Consider the following 15,924-nt stretch of genomic DNA (forward strand, 5'->3'; position numbering starts at 1 on the left):
GACAGAGGTAGTACATGACATCATCCCGAATACCGCCCTGCGGACGCCCTGCTCACCGGGGCAGTAAGCTGACCGCAGAAAATATTCTGTCCGAAGCCGGAAAACTGTTACATGAACAGGGAAAAGTCCCATCGATCCGCGCCCTTGCCGCACAGTTGCAGGTCGATCCGATGGCGATTTATTATTACTTCCGCAATAAACAGGCATTGCTGGAAGCCCTCGCCACCGCTCTGGTGGATGATATTTATCAGCCATCGGCACAGGCTCCGGTACAACAGGAGCTTCAGCGGCTGGCAGAAAGTTATCTGCATCTGCTCTATATTTACAGTGATCTGCTGGATATTCTGTTATCACTGAACAGTGACGGCCCGTCCGGCTGTTTCCGTCAGCGCTATCTGCGCATTATTGCGCCCTGCGGGCTGAATGAGTCACGGCAGACCGCTATTCTGCATCTGCTGGCAGATGCCCTGCACGGCCATACGGTGGCGATCCGCCGGACTGATTACACCTTTGAACAGAGCCGGGCGCTGTTTCAGCCGGTACTGGCATTAATTACCGAACTTATTGAACGCCCGAGAGCATCATTATCATGAATATCCGCCCTGTTACCGGTTTACCCGGCGATTTACCGCTGCCGGAAAGTATTGCTCAGGTTTTACATCAGGAATGGCAGGAACTGCCGCAGTGGCAGACACCGGAAATTATCCTGGCACGTCTGATAAAACGGATGAACGGTGATAACGGCGAAATGCTGTTTGTCGCCACGGATAAAAACGGCGCACTATCGGGGACGGCCAGCCTGATCTGGCGGGAGCTGAAAACCTGCCGTATGGCAAATGCGGACTGGTGGACCGGCGAGATTTACACCCTGCCCGCCGCCCGCGGACAAGGTCTCGGCAGCGCACTGACACGGGCGGTTTTTGCCGCCGCCGGAGAGCGCCGCCTGGCAGCACTGAATCTCTACACGCCGGATAAACAGGCCATGTATGCACGGATGGGCTGGCAGGCTATGTATGATGATGTGATCAATGACGAGCTGGTCACGGTGATGCAGCGGACTGTCAGCGAAGCGTAATTCAGGGCTTCAGCGCCTTTCTCAGCAACACACGTAACCCGCAGAGAAACGCCTCCCGGCTGAATTGCGGTTCCGTCAGTTCACGCCCCAGCGTGCCGTCCGTCATCACCAGCAGCCAGGACGCGGTCTGTGCCGGATCCAGCTGCGGGTCAATCTCTCCGGCGGCCATGCCGCGTCTGAGCACATCACAGAATTTTTTGTGCAGCCGCTGCTCATTAACAACAAAAGCTGCATTCAGCTCAGGGTTACGGCTTGCCTCGGTGATAATTTCCAGACTGAGGCGGGTATAACCCGGTTCGCTATACAACATAATCAACGCCGTTATCATTTTTTCAATAATATCTGCCGTATGTCCCGGCGCATCACCGATACTCAGAATCGCCTTGTGGTCATCCTCGTCCAGTTCCGCAATCGCTTCAATGATGGCGTATTTAGTCGGATAGTAATGAAACAGATTCCCGGGGCTCATCCCGGCGGCTTTACAAATCTCTGCCGTCGAGGTGGAGTGAAAACCTTTTTCGATAAAACAATGCATTGCAGCGTCAAGGATCTGACGACGTTTGCGCTGCTGCTTTTCCGTTAATTTTTCCATAAGGAAGTGTCTCCGAAAAACCGGATAATAGAAATTAGACTGATTACTCTATCTATTATAATACCACATTTTCTGTATTGAAGATTATGACAAACATAATAAAAAACAGTACCTCTGACGCTGATAACGGCAGATTAATCACCGAATGTCTGGATGAAACCGGGCTTGAGCCTGCCACCGCCCTGTTTTATCAGGCATTTTCATCCAAGTTCAAAACCGTGAGCACTATGCCGGATGCACAGCGTCAGGCCGTGCTGGCGATGTTCTGGCAGCGCGGACTCAGTGACCCGTATGACCGTCACTTTCAGGTAAAACGTAACGGTAAACTGGTCGCCGTATATGGCCTGACTTACGGGGTTAAACACCCGCCGCAGCACGCCCCGGCACCGGTTTCTTCTCTGGCTATCCTGCGCAGGGCCGGTTTTATTCCTTTTCTGAGAATCCGTCGGATTTTTCAGATGTTTGTCTATATTCCGGCAGCGGATACGGCTTATCTGTCCTACCTGTGTGTGGATGAATCACTGCGCGGTACCGGGATAGGCAATCAGATTCTTGATGAGATCACCGCACAATTACGGGCGGACCCGGCCATTAACAGGTTATCACTGTATGTCTCTGACTTAAATATAAAAGCCAGAGAACTGTATCTGCGCCGGGGTTTTCAGGATGTGAAATACGAAACCTCACGCACCACCGAACGCTATATGGATATTTACGGCTGGTATTACATGGCCTTACCCACACTATAATGAGCTGATTATGTTTATTCTGCCTTCCGGACATTTACCGCACACCGCCACCCGGATGGCGTTCGGCGCGGACCCGTGCATGGGCCGTCAGCGGACAGAGCAATTATTGTCGTACTATTTCGGGCTGAAAACCATTATCCGGCTGAATGGGATCCGTAATCATGATATTACTGATGCACATATTGATTTTTATGCCCGGTGCATAATTCTCTTACTACCGACGGACAGACACATGACACCGATTAACTGGCAGACTGCCGCCCTGCACGACCTCCCACCCCAGACACTCTATCGCCTGCTGGCGCTGCGCAGCGCGGTATTTGTGGTTGAACAGACCTGCTGTTATCTCGATCCGGACGGTGCCGACCTCACGGCACTGCACGTTTGGGCGGAACAGGACGGTGAAATTATGGCCTGCTGCCGTATCCTGCCGCCGGAAAACGGTACGGCACCGGCAGCCATCGGCCGGGTGGTGATCAATCCGCAATTCCGCGGGCAAAAACTGGGCTATCCGCTGATGGCGGCCGCTGTACAGGCGGTATACCGGCATTTCGGGACACGGCGCATTGTTATCAGTGCACAGGCGCATCTGACGGCTTTCTATGAAAAATGTGGCTTTACTGTCTGTTCTGACGTTTATGATGAGGACGGTATTCCGCATTGTGATATGTTCCGCCCCGCTGCCGATTAATCCCGATCTGTCATCAGCCGGTAAAATGCGGATTCCGCTAACCGCTGATGGTCCGCCTCACAGCCCTCCCGCCCGCTGATAATTTCATTACGGTAGCTGGTAAATTGCCAGTGTGGCGGACGGATATCTGATAAAGGGTATTCTCCCGGTACAATCCCCCCTTCTGTCAGGCGGTATTCAAGCCCGGTGATAAATCTGCGGATTTCACTGAGCAGCTCTGCGCTATAAGGATGTTCACCCGGAACAGGACGAACATATAAAGTTATCTGGGCTCCGCGTTTAACTCTGCTGTCAGGCTCTGCCTGTGAAATATCCGTTATTTTCCATCTGTCACAGGGATTGTTATCTGAAAACAGCGCTCCTGACAGCATAGTGACCGCTTGTGCAATCTGTGATTCATGCACACTCAAATGAAATTTATCACCTTCAAACCCACCAGCGCAGTGAGGTTTCTCTCTGCGGGCGCGGATAAATACATCACCGCAATCATTAGATAAATGAAATCCGTTATATCGTGAGGAATAACCACATTGTTGCAGCATCGGATAATCCGGCGCATTCTCTGCCTCTTTTATGAATGAAACCGGCATTTGTTTCATCTGTATCAATAAGGCATCAATATGCTGTTTCAAATAATCATCTGTCGGCAAGTGTGTTTTTTTATCATCTTTCTCCGGCAGGTTAAGAAGTGAAAAATCCAGTTTTAATCCGGTTCGCTTTAATGGCATGGTGCCGTCCCTGTTATACAAAAGACGTTTTTATCATGACACCACAGAGAAAAACGCCAGAAAATAACCTTCTGTTCCGGAAGTTTAAGGCAAATGAAGCTCCGCCATTGTCTGTTATTCACAGGCAATGGTATGATGCTCGCATCCATCAACTCAGAGAATAAATAAGGAGGCTAATTATGGTGTTAAGTTATGTGATTGAATTCTCACATTTCTTTGGTAATCGTCAGAACTCAGGCTTTTCTGTTAACGCTGTGCGTTAATCCTGCCTGAGTGAAGCTTTACTGAATTTAACATCCTTCCTCAGCTTACAGGGTTATCGCGTTTCATGACCCATGGCATTGTTATGCCTGAAATTTGAGTAAGCTATGAGCACATTATTATCAACCCGTAATCTGTCATTCCATCCCGGTCACACACCACTGTTAACCGATATTTCTGTCGCCCTGAATCAGGGGGAAAAAATCGGCCTGATCGGGCATAACGGCTGCGGGAAAAGTACCCTGATGAAGCTGTTGTCCGGCCAGCTGACACCGGATGAGGGCACGATTACCCCGGCGAACCGCGTCATTATGGCGTATATCGAACAGCACCTGCCGGAATCTCTGAATACCCTGTCACTGGCGGATGCCGTACTGGATAAATTACCGGCGGAACAGCATCTGTCCGAAATGTGGCGGGCAGAAATGCTGCTGACAGAGATGGGGTTTGACCCGCTACAGTGGCAGTTACCGGTCACCGCGCTGAGCGGCGGCCAGCATACCCGGCTGTTACTGGCGCGGGCGCTGATCAGCCGGCCGGATTTATTATTACTGGATGAACCGAGCAACCATCTGGATCTGCCGACTATTTTGTGGCTCGAACAGTTCCTGAAAAACTGGCGCGGCAGCTTTATCCTGGTTTCTCACGATAACGCCCTGCTGGATCACGTCACCAACTGTACCTGGGTGCTGCGGGACGGTAACGTTTCAGCGTTCCGTCTGCCCTGCACACAGGCGCGGGAAGCGCTGGCGCAACAGGATGAGAGCGATGAGCACCGCCACAATGCACAGCAGAAAGAGATCGACCGCATTGCGGTAAGTGCCAAACGGCTGGCGATATGGGGAAAAGTGTATGATAACGAAGCCCTTTCCCGCAAAGCCAAACAGATGGAAAAACAGATAGACCGGTTGCAGGATGACCAGGTTGAGCTGGCGATCGGCAGTCAGTGGCAGCTTAAGCTGACCGGGGATGCTCTGCGGGCAGACCGGCTGTGTGCCTTTAATCAGCTGTCCGTGATCCCGGCAGACAATTGTCCGCCGCTGTATGTGACAGACAATGTGTCTGTGAAATCCGGCGACCGCATTGCGGTGATGGGCGCAAACGGCACCGGAAAATCCTCACTGCTGCGGATGATCTGGTCACAGTCGCAGAAACCGGAGGTAACACTGCCGGACAGCCCGCTGGTGCTGCATCCACGTGTACATTTGGGGTATTACGACCAGAAACTGGCGCAACTGAATGACAGTGATTCACTGATGGATGCGCTGAAACCATTTGCGCCACTGATTGATGAGCAGCGGAAAATGGCACTGATCAGCGCCGGTTTCCCGTATCTGCGTCATCAGCAGACAGTATCTGCCCTGAGCGGCGGCGAGCGGGCGCGGTTGTTGTTTGTCGGGCTGAGCCTGGCCAATTATTCCCTGCTGATGCTGGATGAGCCGACCAACCACCTGGATATGGACGGAAAACTGGCGCTGGCGGAGGAGATCAGCCGGTTTGAGGGCGGGCTGATTCTGGTCAGTCACGACCGGGAACTGATCGAAAAAAGCTGTAACCGCTTCTGGTATATCGACGGTAACCGACTGACGGAATATCACGATCTGGATCAGGTCTATGATGCTATCCGTGCCCTGAATGCAGATTCCGGCACCGGCAACAGCATGTTACCGGCGGTCCCGGAGCCATCCGTTCCGGTCAGTGACGAAGAGGATTCGCTGGCGGCACTGATTACGCTGGAGGAAAAACTGGCGGCGGATTTGCAGCGCAAACCCGCTCATCAGAAACCGGTACTTCAACAGCAGTGGCGCGAACAGATTGCGCAACTGCGCAATGAACTGGGGCTGTAATACGCCATTATAAATGCAGGCCGTTACGTTTTTTGTAGCGGCCTTTTTAATTCATCTTTTAAGTCCGTCTGCTTCCAGCCATCCTTCTGTGACTTTACCGGTAGCCGGATGTATATAACGGCCATGAACAAATCCCTGATACGGCTGAGGACGATCCACCCAGATCGCATCATCTTTCACCACAAAATCCGCAGCATCAGTAATACAACCCTTATCCGGAGCATCATAAAAACGCAGGCGATTTTGTGTCACACTGTATTTGTATGAGGAAGGCTTACTGTTTTTCAGGCCCGCCTGATACTGTTTGTCCGCGTTCCCGGTTGCCGCATCGCACAGCGCGTCCTGTGACGCCAGCCGGTTAACATTAATCCAGCCCTGCACATTGCCGTAAGCCACCAGCAGCCAGCCCTCTTTTTCCCCTTTCACCGGTTCCGTAGTCCGCAATCCGACCACCTGAAGGACATCCCCCGGAACTACAAAGACATTATCATTACGGCACTGTTCCGCCGGTGCCGCATAAAAATAAGCCCGGCCTTTGCCGGTGACGCGCCACTCCGGCGACATTGCAATAAAGGGTTCGTAGCGGAGCGTACTGAGGATCTGCTGACACGTTTTCTCTTTTTTCAGACAGGATTGCAGCCGTTCACCCTGCGCTGCGCTGAAGGTCAGCGGGACGGGATGCTCCGCATCCGCCCCTGTCGCTGCCAGGGTATTTTCTTTGATATTGTAAGTCACCCAGCCCAGTTGCCCTGCTCCCGGCGATTCCGGCGAGGGCTTTTGCCGTGTATCAGAAAGCTGAATAGCCAGCTCATTAATATCCCGGTTTTCAATATAAATCCCCAGCCTGTCCGCAGTGACTTTTTCTGTGCGGACGAGCCCATGATTACTGCCTGCAATCAGTTTTATCAGCTCACTGTCACAGTCAAACAACGGGCCGGCCGCTGTCGCAGGAATTGTTGCGTCATTATCCATAATGACCTCAGCCGTTGCAGGCGCGGCGACTGCCATCACCGGCAGAATGACAAAAAATAAACTGCTCAGTAACATTGTTGTGCGAAAACGCATCCGTATTCCTTTTTTTAACCGATTTCCTGCTGCAATGCCTCGCGCTGCAACAGACGTTTTTTCCGTTCGATCCCCCAGCGGTAACCCGCGAGTTCCCCGCCGGTTCTCACCACCCGGTGACACGGGATAGCCACAGCCAGGCAGTTTGCCGCACAGGCACCGGCCACCGCTCTGACCGCTTTCGGGGAGCCGATCCGTTCCGCAATCTCCCGGTAACTGACAGTCGTCCCCGCCGGGATGGACTGCAATGCCTGCCAGACCCGGCGCTGGAATGCAGTGCCCCGGATATCCAGCGGCAGATCAAGCCCGGAAGATGGTACTTCCACAAACCCGATCACCCGGGAAACGACCTGTTCAAACTGTGCGTCACCGCCGACCAGTTCCGCATTGGGAAACTGATCCTGCAAATCCCGTAACAGCGCTTCCGCATCATCCCCCAGCAGGATGGCACAAATACCTTTTTCACTCTGCGCCACCAGAATGTCTCCCAGCGCACATATCGCCAGAGCAAAGAAAATCCGCGCCCCTTTGCCGCCTGCCCGCCAGCTTTTTGGCGTCATACCAAGCAGTGTATCCGACGATTCATAAAACCGGCTGCCGGAACTGAAGCCGGATTCAGCGATTGCGCCGGTGATTGTCGTCTGTTTTGTCAGTTGTTCCCGCAGTTTATCCCCGCGATAGGCTTTTGCCCATGCCGCCGGTGTCAGTCCGGTATGTGAGCGGAAAATACGGTGAAAATGAAACTGACTCACGCCGCACAATGTGGCCAGCTCTGCCAGTGACGGCAACGGCTCACCGTTATCGATCCGCGTTTCCAGCTCCCGGCAGGCCAGCACCACCTGTTCCGCATGGCGCTGCGTCATAGCCTCACCGCTGCGCTGACGGCGTTTTCCGGCGCGGTAGCCGTGAGCCTCCGCCTCTTCCGGCGTGGCAAAAAATTCAGTATTTTCCCGTTTCGGCAGCCGCACAACAGTAGACGGAAATCCCCATGTCTGTGTGGTTTTCACCGCATACACAAACAGCGTATCGGCTGTTTTATCTCTGGCGGCCAGCGCTGCCCAGCACGCATCGTCTGAGAGTATTGTCTGTTTTGTCATCCTGTTTCTCCGTTACCGCGCGCAGCGGAAGGTCAGATTAAACCGCCGGGCACCCGCAAGCGGATGCACTCCGGCCCTTACCGGACGGACAGCATGGTAATTCAGACGGGAACGGCCGCCCCACACCAGTACATCACCGTGCTCAAGCGCAAAGGTTTTCAGGGGATGATGCCGCTCACTGCCGCCGAACTGAAACTGCACCGGCAGACCGAGTGAAAATGACACAATCGGCTGGCGGCGATCCGGCTCATCCCTGTCCTGATGCAGAGACATACCGGCGCCCGGCGCGTAACAGTTAATCAGACAGCTGTCCGGCGAAAATCCGTGAAAGCCCGCCCGCTCCGCCGCCTGCTGCGACAGTGACAAAAACGCATCCGGCAGCGGCGGCCACGGATTGCCGGTCAGCGGATCTGTTTGTGAGTAGCGGTAACCTTTGGCATCGGAGACCCAGCCGTATATGCCGCAGCTGCTCATGGCCGCGGACATCCGGTATCCGCCGGGCGTCTGCATATGGCGGAACGGCGAAATGGCGGTCAGGCGGCGGATTTCCGCCAGCAGCATCTCATCCTCATCACTGAGAAAACCTTTAAGCAGATACGCATCGGGTGCCACTGCAAGCGGTTCATCGTGAGCAAAGAGATCTGACATAACGCCTCCGTTCTGTTTCCTGTGTCTTTCCGGTGATGACAGTATTGCAGGCCGGATACAGACAAACACTCCGGCTCTTGCTTTTCAATTCTGAGGCACAGTATAAAGCGGCGGGCAGTCAGGATGAAGTGTTCTGTTCCTGTTTCAGACGGCGCCATAAGGTGGTGCGGCTGATCCCCAGCCAGTCGGCGGCAGCGCGGCGATCCCCCCGGAAACGGGCTACCGCTTCTGTTGCCGTGGCGGTATTCACCGGCTCCGGCGGGAGATCGGTCACAGGGGCGGGAGCAATCACCATGCGCCGTTCAGGAGAGAGTTTCAGTAATAATGATTCTGTAATAATTTTATCCGGATAAGCACTGCAATACAGCGCCACCCGTTCCATCAGATTACGCAGCTCGCGGGCATTTCCCGGCCAGCGGTAGTGATAGAAAAAGTCACTGCATGCCAGAATCTGCTGCAGATGGCCACGATGCAGCGGCAGATCCAGCTCAGCAAACGCCAGTTTGAGCAGTTTTTCTGTCAGTAACAGGATATCCGCCCCCCGGTCGCGCAGTGCCGGAAGCTGTAAACGCAATACCCCCAGCCGGTAAAACAGATCCGCGCGGAATGTACCCGCCACCACCCGGTTATCCAGATCATTGTGAGTTGCACAAATCACCCGCACATCCACAGTAATCGGTTTATAGCCGCCGATACGCACAATGGCGCGGTCTTCCAGCACCCGCAGCAGGCGGGTTTGCAGCGATACCGGCATTTCACCGATTTCATCCAGAAACAGTGTGCCGCCGTCCGCTGCCTCAAATAACCCGGCACGGCCGCCGCGCCGCGAACCGGTAAATGCGCCTTCCTCATAACCAAAGAGTTCCGCTTCCAGCAGGCTCTCCGGGATAGCCCCGCAGTTCACCGCCACAAAGGGTGCAGCGCGTTTCGTCCGCTTATGTTTATGAAACAACGTATATTCATGATGAATAGCTTGTGCCGCCATCTCTTTACCGGTACCGCTTTCCCCCTGGATCATCACTGTCGCTTTCGAGCGCCCGAACAGCGTGATGGTTTCACGCACCTGTTCCATCACCGGCGAGGTGCCGAGAATATCATTCAGTGTATGGCGGACATTCAGAGAGCCCGCCACCGGCAAAGGCATGTTCTGCGGCTGGTCGCGGATGCGCGTCAGTTCTATTGCATCGGTGAATGCCCGGCGGACGGCATCATTGGAATAAATGAAAATGCAGGTCATGCCGCACTCTGCGGCGATATCGGTGATTAATCCGGCGCCCACCACCACAGAAATACCGTCCGCTTTCAGGGCAAGACAGGCAGCCCGTGCATCCTCGGCGGTCACATAACTGCGTTGTTCAATCTGCATACCGAAACTCTGTGCCAGCGAGTCCAGTGCCGGAAAAGTATTACGGTAATAAATGAGGCCGATGCGCTGACTGAGCTGCCGTGCCCGTGCCAAAGCCTGCATGATATCGAACCCGCCCGGCGCGGCGACAATCACCGGCACCGGCAGATGCTGTTTCAGATACGCACCGTTAGAGCCTGCACTGACAATCGCATCACAGCGTTCTGTTTTCAGCCGTTCACGAATCGCCTCCACTGCTGCATCGAACCCCAGATTAATCGCACTGATACTGGCACGGGCACTGAATTCCGGGCTGATATCACGGAACAGGGTAAAAAGGCGTGAAATGGAGACCGTCCAGATCACCGGTTTGTCACTCTGAGCCATGCGTTTCTCCCCTGTTTCATGCGTTTCAAATGTTTCAAATGTTTCATATTTATTTTATGAAACACATTAACAGCTATTTTGAAACATAAATAGCATCACCATCACAGAAAACTAACATCCTGCTTGTCAGACGGAATCGGCAAATTCTATAGTGGGTAACGTAATGACAGGATAAATGCGCCAAATGTGTGATGTATCTCGCGTTTTAGTTACCTTACCCGGCTGATTGGCATAGCGATTGCTTTATAACATCTGAGTATCAAACTAATAACAAGGTGAATATATGGCACTTTATTCCGCAGGACGCGCATTCCGCGACGCTGTACAGTCTGAATCCCCGCTGCAGCTGGTCGGTGCTATTAATGCCAACCATGCACTGCTGGCAAAGCGTGCGGGTTACAAAGCGATTTATCTCTCCGGCGGCGGTGTTGCCGCAGGCTCTCTGGGGATCCCTGACCTGGGGATTTCCACGCTGGATGATGTACTGACGGATGTCCGCCGTATTACAGATGTGTGTGATCTGCCGCTGCTGGTGGATGCGGATATTGGTTTCGGCCCGTCGGCCTTTAACGTGGTGCGTACCGTGAAGTCCCTGATCAAAGCCGGGGCTGCCGGGATGCACATTGAAGACCAGGTCGGCGCAAAGCGCTGTGGTCACCGCCCGAACAAAGAAATCGTCTCAAAACAGGAAATGGTTGATCGCATTAAAGCTGCGGTTGATGCACGGACTGATGAGAATTTCGTGGTGATGGCGCGTACTGATGCGCTGGCAGTGGAAGGTCTGGAATCCGCGCTCGACCGCGCACAGGCTTATATCGATGCCGGTGCGGATATGCTGTTCCCGGAAGCGATTACAGAGCTGGCGATGTATCGTCTGTTCACCGACAAAATCAGCGTTCCGGTACTGGCAAACATTACCGAGTTCGGTAAAACGCCGCTGTTTACCCTGGATGAGCTGCGCAGTGTGAATATCGCTATCGCCCTGTATCCGCTCACCGCCTTCCGCGCCATGAACAAGGCCGCTGAAAATGTCTATAACACCCTGCGCCGTGAAGGCACGCAACAGAGCCTGATTTCACAGATGCAGACCCGTGATGAATTATACCAAAGCATTAACTACTACGATTATGAAGATAAGCTCGACGCACTGTTTTCGCAGAAAAAATAACCTCTGAAAGATAACGCGAAGCAGGTTGTACACTCACTATAATAATAAGGATCACCCGTCATGAATGAACAACTTAGCAAACCTGAACCTGCACTGAAGAAAGGCAAAAAATCCGTCGCACTGTCCGGCGTTGCTGCCGGCAATACTGCACTCTGTACTGTGGGAATTAACGGGAACGACCTGCATTACCGCGGTTATGACATTCTGGATTTAGCCACACAATGTGATTTTGAAGAAGTCGCTCATCTTCTGATCCATGAAAAACTGCCGAACGCCGCAGAACTGGCCGCTTACAAGGCAAAACTGAAATCACTGCGCGGCCTGCCGCACAGTGTGAAGAAAGCTCTGGAAGCGCTGCCGGCTTCTGCCCACCCGATGGATGTGCTGCGTACCGGCGTGTCCATTATGGGCTGCGTCCTGCCCGAAAAAGAGGGTCATCCGTTATCCGGTGCCCGTGATATCGCCGATCGCCTGCTCTCTTCCCTGACCTCCATGCTGCTTTACTGGTATCACTATGCGTTTAATGATCGCCGCATTGATACCGAAACTGATGACGATACCTGCGGCGGCCATTTCCTGCATCTGCTGCACGGCAAAAAACCGTCTGAAAACTGGGTGCGTTTTATGAACTCCTCGTTCATTCTCTATGCAGAACATGAGTTTAACGCCTCCACCTTTGCTGCCCGTGTTATCGCCGGAACCGGAACGGATTTCTACTCCTCCGTCACCGGGGCGATTGCCGCACTGCGCGGACCAAAACACGGCGGCGCCAATGAAGTGTCTTTGGAGATCCAGAAACGTTACAGCTCACCGGATGAAGCTCAGGCGGATATTCTCGCCCGCCTCACCCGCAGTGAAGTCGTGATGGGTTTCGGTCACCCTGTGTATACCATTGCTGACCCGCGTCACCAGGTTATCAAAGCGATTTCCCGTGAGTTATCCGAAGAAGCGAAAGATTTCCGCCTGTTTGATATTGCGGATCGCATTGAATCCGTGATGTCTCAGCACAAGAAGATGTTCCCGAACCTCGACTGGTTCTCAGCGGTGGCGTATCACCTGATGGGTGTGCCGACCGCCATGTTTACCCCGATTTTTGTTATTGCCCGTTCCGCAGGCTGGGCTGCACACATCATTGAACAGCGTCTGGATAATAAAATTATTCGTCCGTCCGCCAATTACACCGGACCGGAAAACCAGACCTTCGTACCCCTTAAAGCGCGCTAATTATTGATTAAAAAGGAAGATAAAGTATGTCAGCATCTTTTACCCCGCAGCATCAAGAGTACGACAAGGTCATTCAGGACATCACTGATTATGTTCTGAATATGGACATCAGCAGTGATCGCGCTTATGACACCGCATATTACTGCTTCCTGGATACCCTGGGTTGCGGTCTGGAAGCCCTGGAATATCCGGCGTGCAAAAAAATGCTCGGCCCTGTCGTGCCGGGAACCATTGTCCCGAACGGCGCCAAAGTACCGGGCACCCAATTTCAGCTGGATCCGGTTCAGGCGGCCTTCAATATCGGTGCCATGATCCGCTGGCTCGATTTTAACGATACCTGGCTGGCGGCGGAATGGGGTCATCCGTCCGATAACCTCGGCGGTATTCTGGCCGTTGCAGACTGGTTATCCCGTGAAGCGATTGCCAAAGGCAAGGCACCACTGCCGCTGAAACGTGTACTGACCGCTATGATCAAAGCCCATGAAATTCAGGGCTGCCTGGCACTGGAAAACTCATTTAACAAAGTCGGCCTTGACCATGTTGTACTGGTGAAAGTTGCGTCTACGGCAGTTGTCGGCGAAATGCTGGGGCTGGATCGTGAGCAGTTATTAAGCGCGGTTTCTCATGCGTGGGTAGACGGACAGTCTCTGCGGACCTACCGCCATGCGCCGAATACCGGTTCACGTAAATCCTGGGCTGCCGGTGATGCCACTTCCCGTGCGGTACGTCTGGCACTGTTCGCGCAGAAAGGTGAAATGGGCTATCCGACCGTTCTGACCGCCAAAACCTGGGGCTTCTATGACGTGCTGTTTGACGGCAAACCGTTTAAATTCCAGCGCGATTACGGCTCTTATGTGATGGAAAACGTGCTGTTCAAAATTTCATTCCCGGCAGAGTTCCACTCTCAGACCGCCGTTGAGGCAGCAATGACACTGCATCACAAACTGGCGGCACTGGGTAAAACTGCAGATGATATTGAGAAAGTCACTATCCGCACCCATGAGGCCTGTATCCGTATTATCGATAAACACGGCCCGTTGAATAACCCGGCTGACCGTGACCACTGTATCCAGTATATGGTGGCGGTTCCGCTGATCTTCGGTCGCCTGACCGCGGCAGATTATGAAGACGGGATCGCGTCAGACAGCCGCATCGATGCCCTGCGTGCCCGCATTCACTGTGAGGAAGATACCGCGTTCACCTGTGATTATCATGATCCGGAAAAACGCTCTATCGCCAACGCCCTGACCGTGACCCTGAAAGACGGTACTGTTCTGGATGAAGTTGTGGTCGAATATCCGGTCGGGCATGCCCGTCGCCGTGAGGAAGGTATTCCGCTGCTGCTGGCGAAATTCCGCACCAACCTGGCGCGTATGTTCCCGGAAACACAGCAGCAGCGCATTCTGAATGCTGCCCGTGACCGTAAAACACTCGAATCCATGTCAGTCAGCGAGTTTATGGATCTGTTTGTTATTTAATTTCTCTGCCCGGCAACGCAGAAAAACGAAGCGGATACTCCGGTATCCGCTTTCTGCTTTATCTGGTTTCAGCCATTATTCAGCCTGAAACATCGCCAGAATATCCTGCTCAGTCAGCATCGGCGTTTTTTCCGCAAAATTGTAATATGCCGGTTTACTGTCAGTGTAAATCTGCATTGAGAGCCGGGATTCTGTTGTTTCTCCCAGCAGTGCCGCAGAGACATAATACTGATTTGCCGGTTTCAGATAATAAAACAGGTGTGTCCCGCACTCTCGGCAGAAACAGCGGTCGCCCCACTCTGAGGAGTGATAACGGGTGATATATTCCTCACCACTGAGCGTAACATCACTGCCGCAATCCACAGACATAAACGGTGCACCATTCCATTTTCTGCACATGCCGCAATGGCAGACAGAGACATCGTGCACCGGTTTTGGCACAGATACTGTTACTTTACCGCACAAACATTGACCCTGAACCATTTCCTGTCTCCTGTATATAATCAGGTTGTTATTGATTAACTTCAGTGTTTTTCCGTGATGAAAACTGAAAAACGGAATCTGTAACCCGCTTTCTGTCATGCAGACACGATACACTAGCAGGATATTACCACCGGTATTATATCGCCATGGTTATTGTTATTTTTTCCGGGGATCCCCGCTGACAGAATCGGAGTATGTGATGATTGTTTTAATTACAGGTGCAACAGCAGGTTTTGGTGAGGCATTTGCCCGCAAATTTATTGAGAACGGCCATACCGTTATCGGCACCGGCCGCCGTATTGAACGCCTGGCGAAACTGCAAAAAGAGTTCGGAAGCAAATTTTTCCCGCTGGCTCTGGATATGACAGACAGCCCGGCAGTCGATAATGTGATTAATTCACTGCCTGAATCCCTGCGTGAAATTGATGTTCTGGTCAATAACGCCGGACTAGCGCTGGGTATGGAAACCGTTGATAAAGGCAATCCGGCAGAATGGGATGTGGTGGTGGACACCAACATCAAAGGGCTGCTGCATATGACCCGCGCTATCCTGCCGGGGATGGTGGAAAGAAACCGTGGCCATATCATTAACCTGGGCTCAACCGCCGGGTCATGGCCGTATGCCGGTGGTAACGTTTACTGCGGAACCAAGGCGTTTGTCCGTCAGTTCAGCCTGGCTTTGCGCGCAGATCTGGCCGGTAAAAAAATCCGTGTGACTGACATTGAACCGGGCATGGTCGGTGGCACCGAGTTCTCCGGTATCCGCTATCGCGGAGATGAGGAAAAAGCCGCAAATACCTATAAAAATACTGATCCGCTGATGCCGGATGATATCGCGGAAGCGGTTTTCTGGGTTGCAACATTGCCGTCGCACGTAAATATTAATACTATGGAAATGATGCCGGTCTGTCAGTCATTCGCCGGGCTGAGTGTGCACCGCGAAGGCTGAAACCACCACAAAAGATAAGCCGGTATCCGTATAATCAGGTAATTTTCTTAAATTACCTGAAATTATCGCTGAAAAACGTTGTCTTTTATTGGTGCATTAATACACTTTGCTATAATACTCACGATCAGAATGACGTT

At 52.8% G+C, this 15,924-nt stretch carries 16 protein-coding genes; 9 read left to right on the forward strand and 7 right to left on the reverse strand.

Annotated elements, in window-relative coordinates:
- Window positions 1-14: 14 nt before the first annotated feature.
- Both ACSBQN_RS06325 and ACSBQN_RS06330 read left to right on the forward strand, forming a co-directional pair.
- Entirely contained in the window at window positions 15-593 is a 579-nt protein-coding gene (locus ACSBQN_RS06325) for a TetR family transcriptional regulator (protein ID WP_337137262.1), read from the forward strand.
- Complete coding sequence (locus tag ACSBQN_RS06330; protein WP_024473117.1) at window positions 590-1,075, forward strand: GNAT family N-acetyltransferase; 486 nt, start codon at window positions 590-592, stop codon at window positions 1,073-1,075. The genes ACSBQN_RS06325 and ACSBQN_RS06330 overlap by 4 nt, the downstream gene beginning before the upstream one ends.
- A gap of 1 nt (window position 1,076) precedes the next feature.
- Here ACSBQN_RS06330 and ACSBQN_RS06335 read toward each other — a convergent pair whose 3' ends face one another.
- Window positions 1,077-1,667, reverse strand: a complete 591-nt coding sequence (locus ACSBQN_RS06335; RefSeq protein ID WP_024473118.1) for a TetR/AcrR family transcriptional regulator — start codon at window positions 1,665-1,667, stop codon at window positions 1,077-1,079.
- Window positions 1,668-1,753: 86 nt separating this feature from the next.
- Here ACSBQN_RS06335 and ACSBQN_RS06340 point away from each other — a divergent pair, with 86 nt between their 5' ends.
- The gene (locus ACSBQN_RS06340) at window positions 1,754-2,416 is read left to right on the forward strand and encodes a GNAT family N-acetyltransferase (protein ID WP_024473119.1); all 663 of its coding nucleotides are present in this window, start codon (window positions 1,754-1,756) and stop codon (window positions 2,414-2,416) included.
- Window positions 2,417-2,426: 10 nt separating this feature from the next.
- Complete coding sequence (locus ACSBQN_RS06345; RefSeq protein ID WP_373369078.1) at window positions 2,427-3,107, forward strand: GNAT family N-acetyltransferase; 681 nt, start codon at window positions 2,427-2,429, stop codon at window positions 3,105-3,107.
- Here the strand turns inward: ACSBQN_RS06345 and ACSBQN_RS06350 are convergent.
- Entirely contained in the window at window positions 3,104-3,835 is a 732-nt protein-coding gene (locus ACSBQN_RS06350) for a virulence protein (protein ID WP_201893198.1), read from the reverse strand. The genes ACSBQN_RS06345 and ACSBQN_RS06350 overlap by 4 nt on opposite strands.
- Window positions 3,836-4,203: 368 nt before the next feature.
- On the opposite strand from ACSBQN_RS06350, the gene ACSBQN_RS06355 reads away from it, so the two are divergent.
- Complete coding sequence (locus tag ACSBQN_RS06355) at window positions 4,204-5,943, forward strand: ABC-F family ATP-binding cassette domain-containing protein (protein ID WP_024473122.1); 1,740 nt, start codon at window positions 4,204-4,206, stop codon at window positions 5,941-5,943.
- 51 nt (window positions 5,944-5,994) lie between these two features.
- Here the strand turns inward: ACSBQN_RS06355 and ACSBQN_RS06360 are convergent, their stop codons facing one another.
- The 4 genes from ACSBQN_RS06360 to prpR form a co-directional block, all read right to left on the reverse strand.
- On the reverse strand, window positions 5,995-7,008 hold the full coding sequence (locus tag ACSBQN_RS06360) for a hypothetical protein (RefSeq protein ID WP_024473123.1): 1,014 nt from the start codon (window positions 7,006-7,008) through the stop codon (window positions 5,995-5,997).
- Between the two features lie 14 nt (window positions 7,009-7,022).
- Window positions 7,023-8,105: a bifunctional DNA-binding transcriptional regulator/O6-methylguanine-DNA methyltransferase Ada gene (ada, locus tag ACSBQN_RS06365; RefSeq protein ID WP_024473124.1), complete on the reverse strand. Its 1,083-nt coding sequence runs from the start codon at window positions 8,103-8,105 to the stop codon at window positions 7,023-7,025.
- Between the two features lie 12 nt (window positions 8,106-8,117).
- Window positions 8,118-8,753: a DNA oxidative demethylase AlkB gene (alkB, locus tag ACSBQN_RS06370; RefSeq protein ID WP_036408046.1), complete on the reverse strand. Its 636-nt coding sequence runs from the start codon at window positions 8,751-8,753 to the stop codon at window positions 8,118-8,120.
- Between the two features lie 118 nt (window positions 8,754-8,871).
- Window positions 8,872-10,485 (reverse strand): propionate catabolism operon regulatory protein PrpR, encoded by a 1,614-nt coding sequence (prpR, locus tag ACSBQN_RS06375; protein ID WP_024473126.1) that lies wholly within the window; start codon window positions 10,483-10,485, stop codon window positions 8,872-8,874.
- A 283-nt stretch (window positions 10,486-10,768) separates the two neighbouring features.
- Between prpR and prpB the strand changes: the two genes are divergently transcribed.
- The 3 genes from prpB to ACSBQN_RS06390 are packed head-to-tail and all read left to right on the forward strand — an operon-like array spanning window position 10,769 to window position 14,355.
- A complete protein-coding gene (gene prpB / locus ACSBQN_RS06380) occupies window positions 10,769-11,653 on the forward strand; it encodes a methylisocitrate lyase (protein ID WP_004239252.1) in 885 nt (294 codons plus the stop codon).
- Between the two features lie 60 nt (window positions 11,654-11,713).
- Entirely contained in the window at window positions 11,714-12,877 is a 1,164-nt protein-coding gene (gene prpC / locus ACSBQN_RS06385) for a bifunctional 2-methylcitrate synthase/citrate synthase (protein ID WP_004238396.1), read from the forward strand.
- Window positions 12,878-12,903: 26 nt separating this feature from the next.
- Window positions 12,904-14,355: a bifunctional 2-methylcitrate dehydratase/aconitate hydratase gene (locus tag ACSBQN_RS06390; RefSeq protein WP_434991638.1), complete on the forward strand. Its 1,452-nt coding sequence runs from the start codon at window positions 12,904-12,906 to the stop codon at window positions 14,353-14,355.
- A 75-nt stretch (window positions 14,356-14,430) separates the two neighbouring features.
- Here the strand turns inward: ACSBQN_RS06390 and ACSBQN_RS06395 are convergent, their stop codons facing one another.
- Entirely contained in the window at window positions 14,431-14,937 is a 507-nt protein-coding gene (locus tag ACSBQN_RS06395) for a GFA family protein (RefSeq protein WP_205501270.1), read from the reverse strand.
- Between the two features lie 100 nt (window positions 14,938-15,037).
- Between ACSBQN_RS06395 and ydfG the strand changes: the two genes are divergently transcribed.
- On the forward strand, window positions 15,038-15,787 hold the full coding sequence (gene ydfG / locus ACSBQN_RS06400) for a bifunctional NADP-dependent 3-hydroxy acid dehydrogenase/3-hydroxypropionate dehydrogenase YdfG (RefSeq protein WP_004239249.1): 750 nt from the start codon (window positions 15,038-15,040) through the stop codon (window positions 15,785-15,787).
- The last annotated feature ends 137 nt before the right edge of the window (window positions 15,788-15,924 follow it).

Origin of the sequence: Morganella sp. B601, from assembly GCF_051172335.1 — a bacterium.
In the GTDB taxonomy this organism is placed as follows: Bacteria; Pseudomonadota; Gammaproteobacteria; order Enterobacterales; family Enterobacteriaceae; genus Morganella; species Morganella morganii.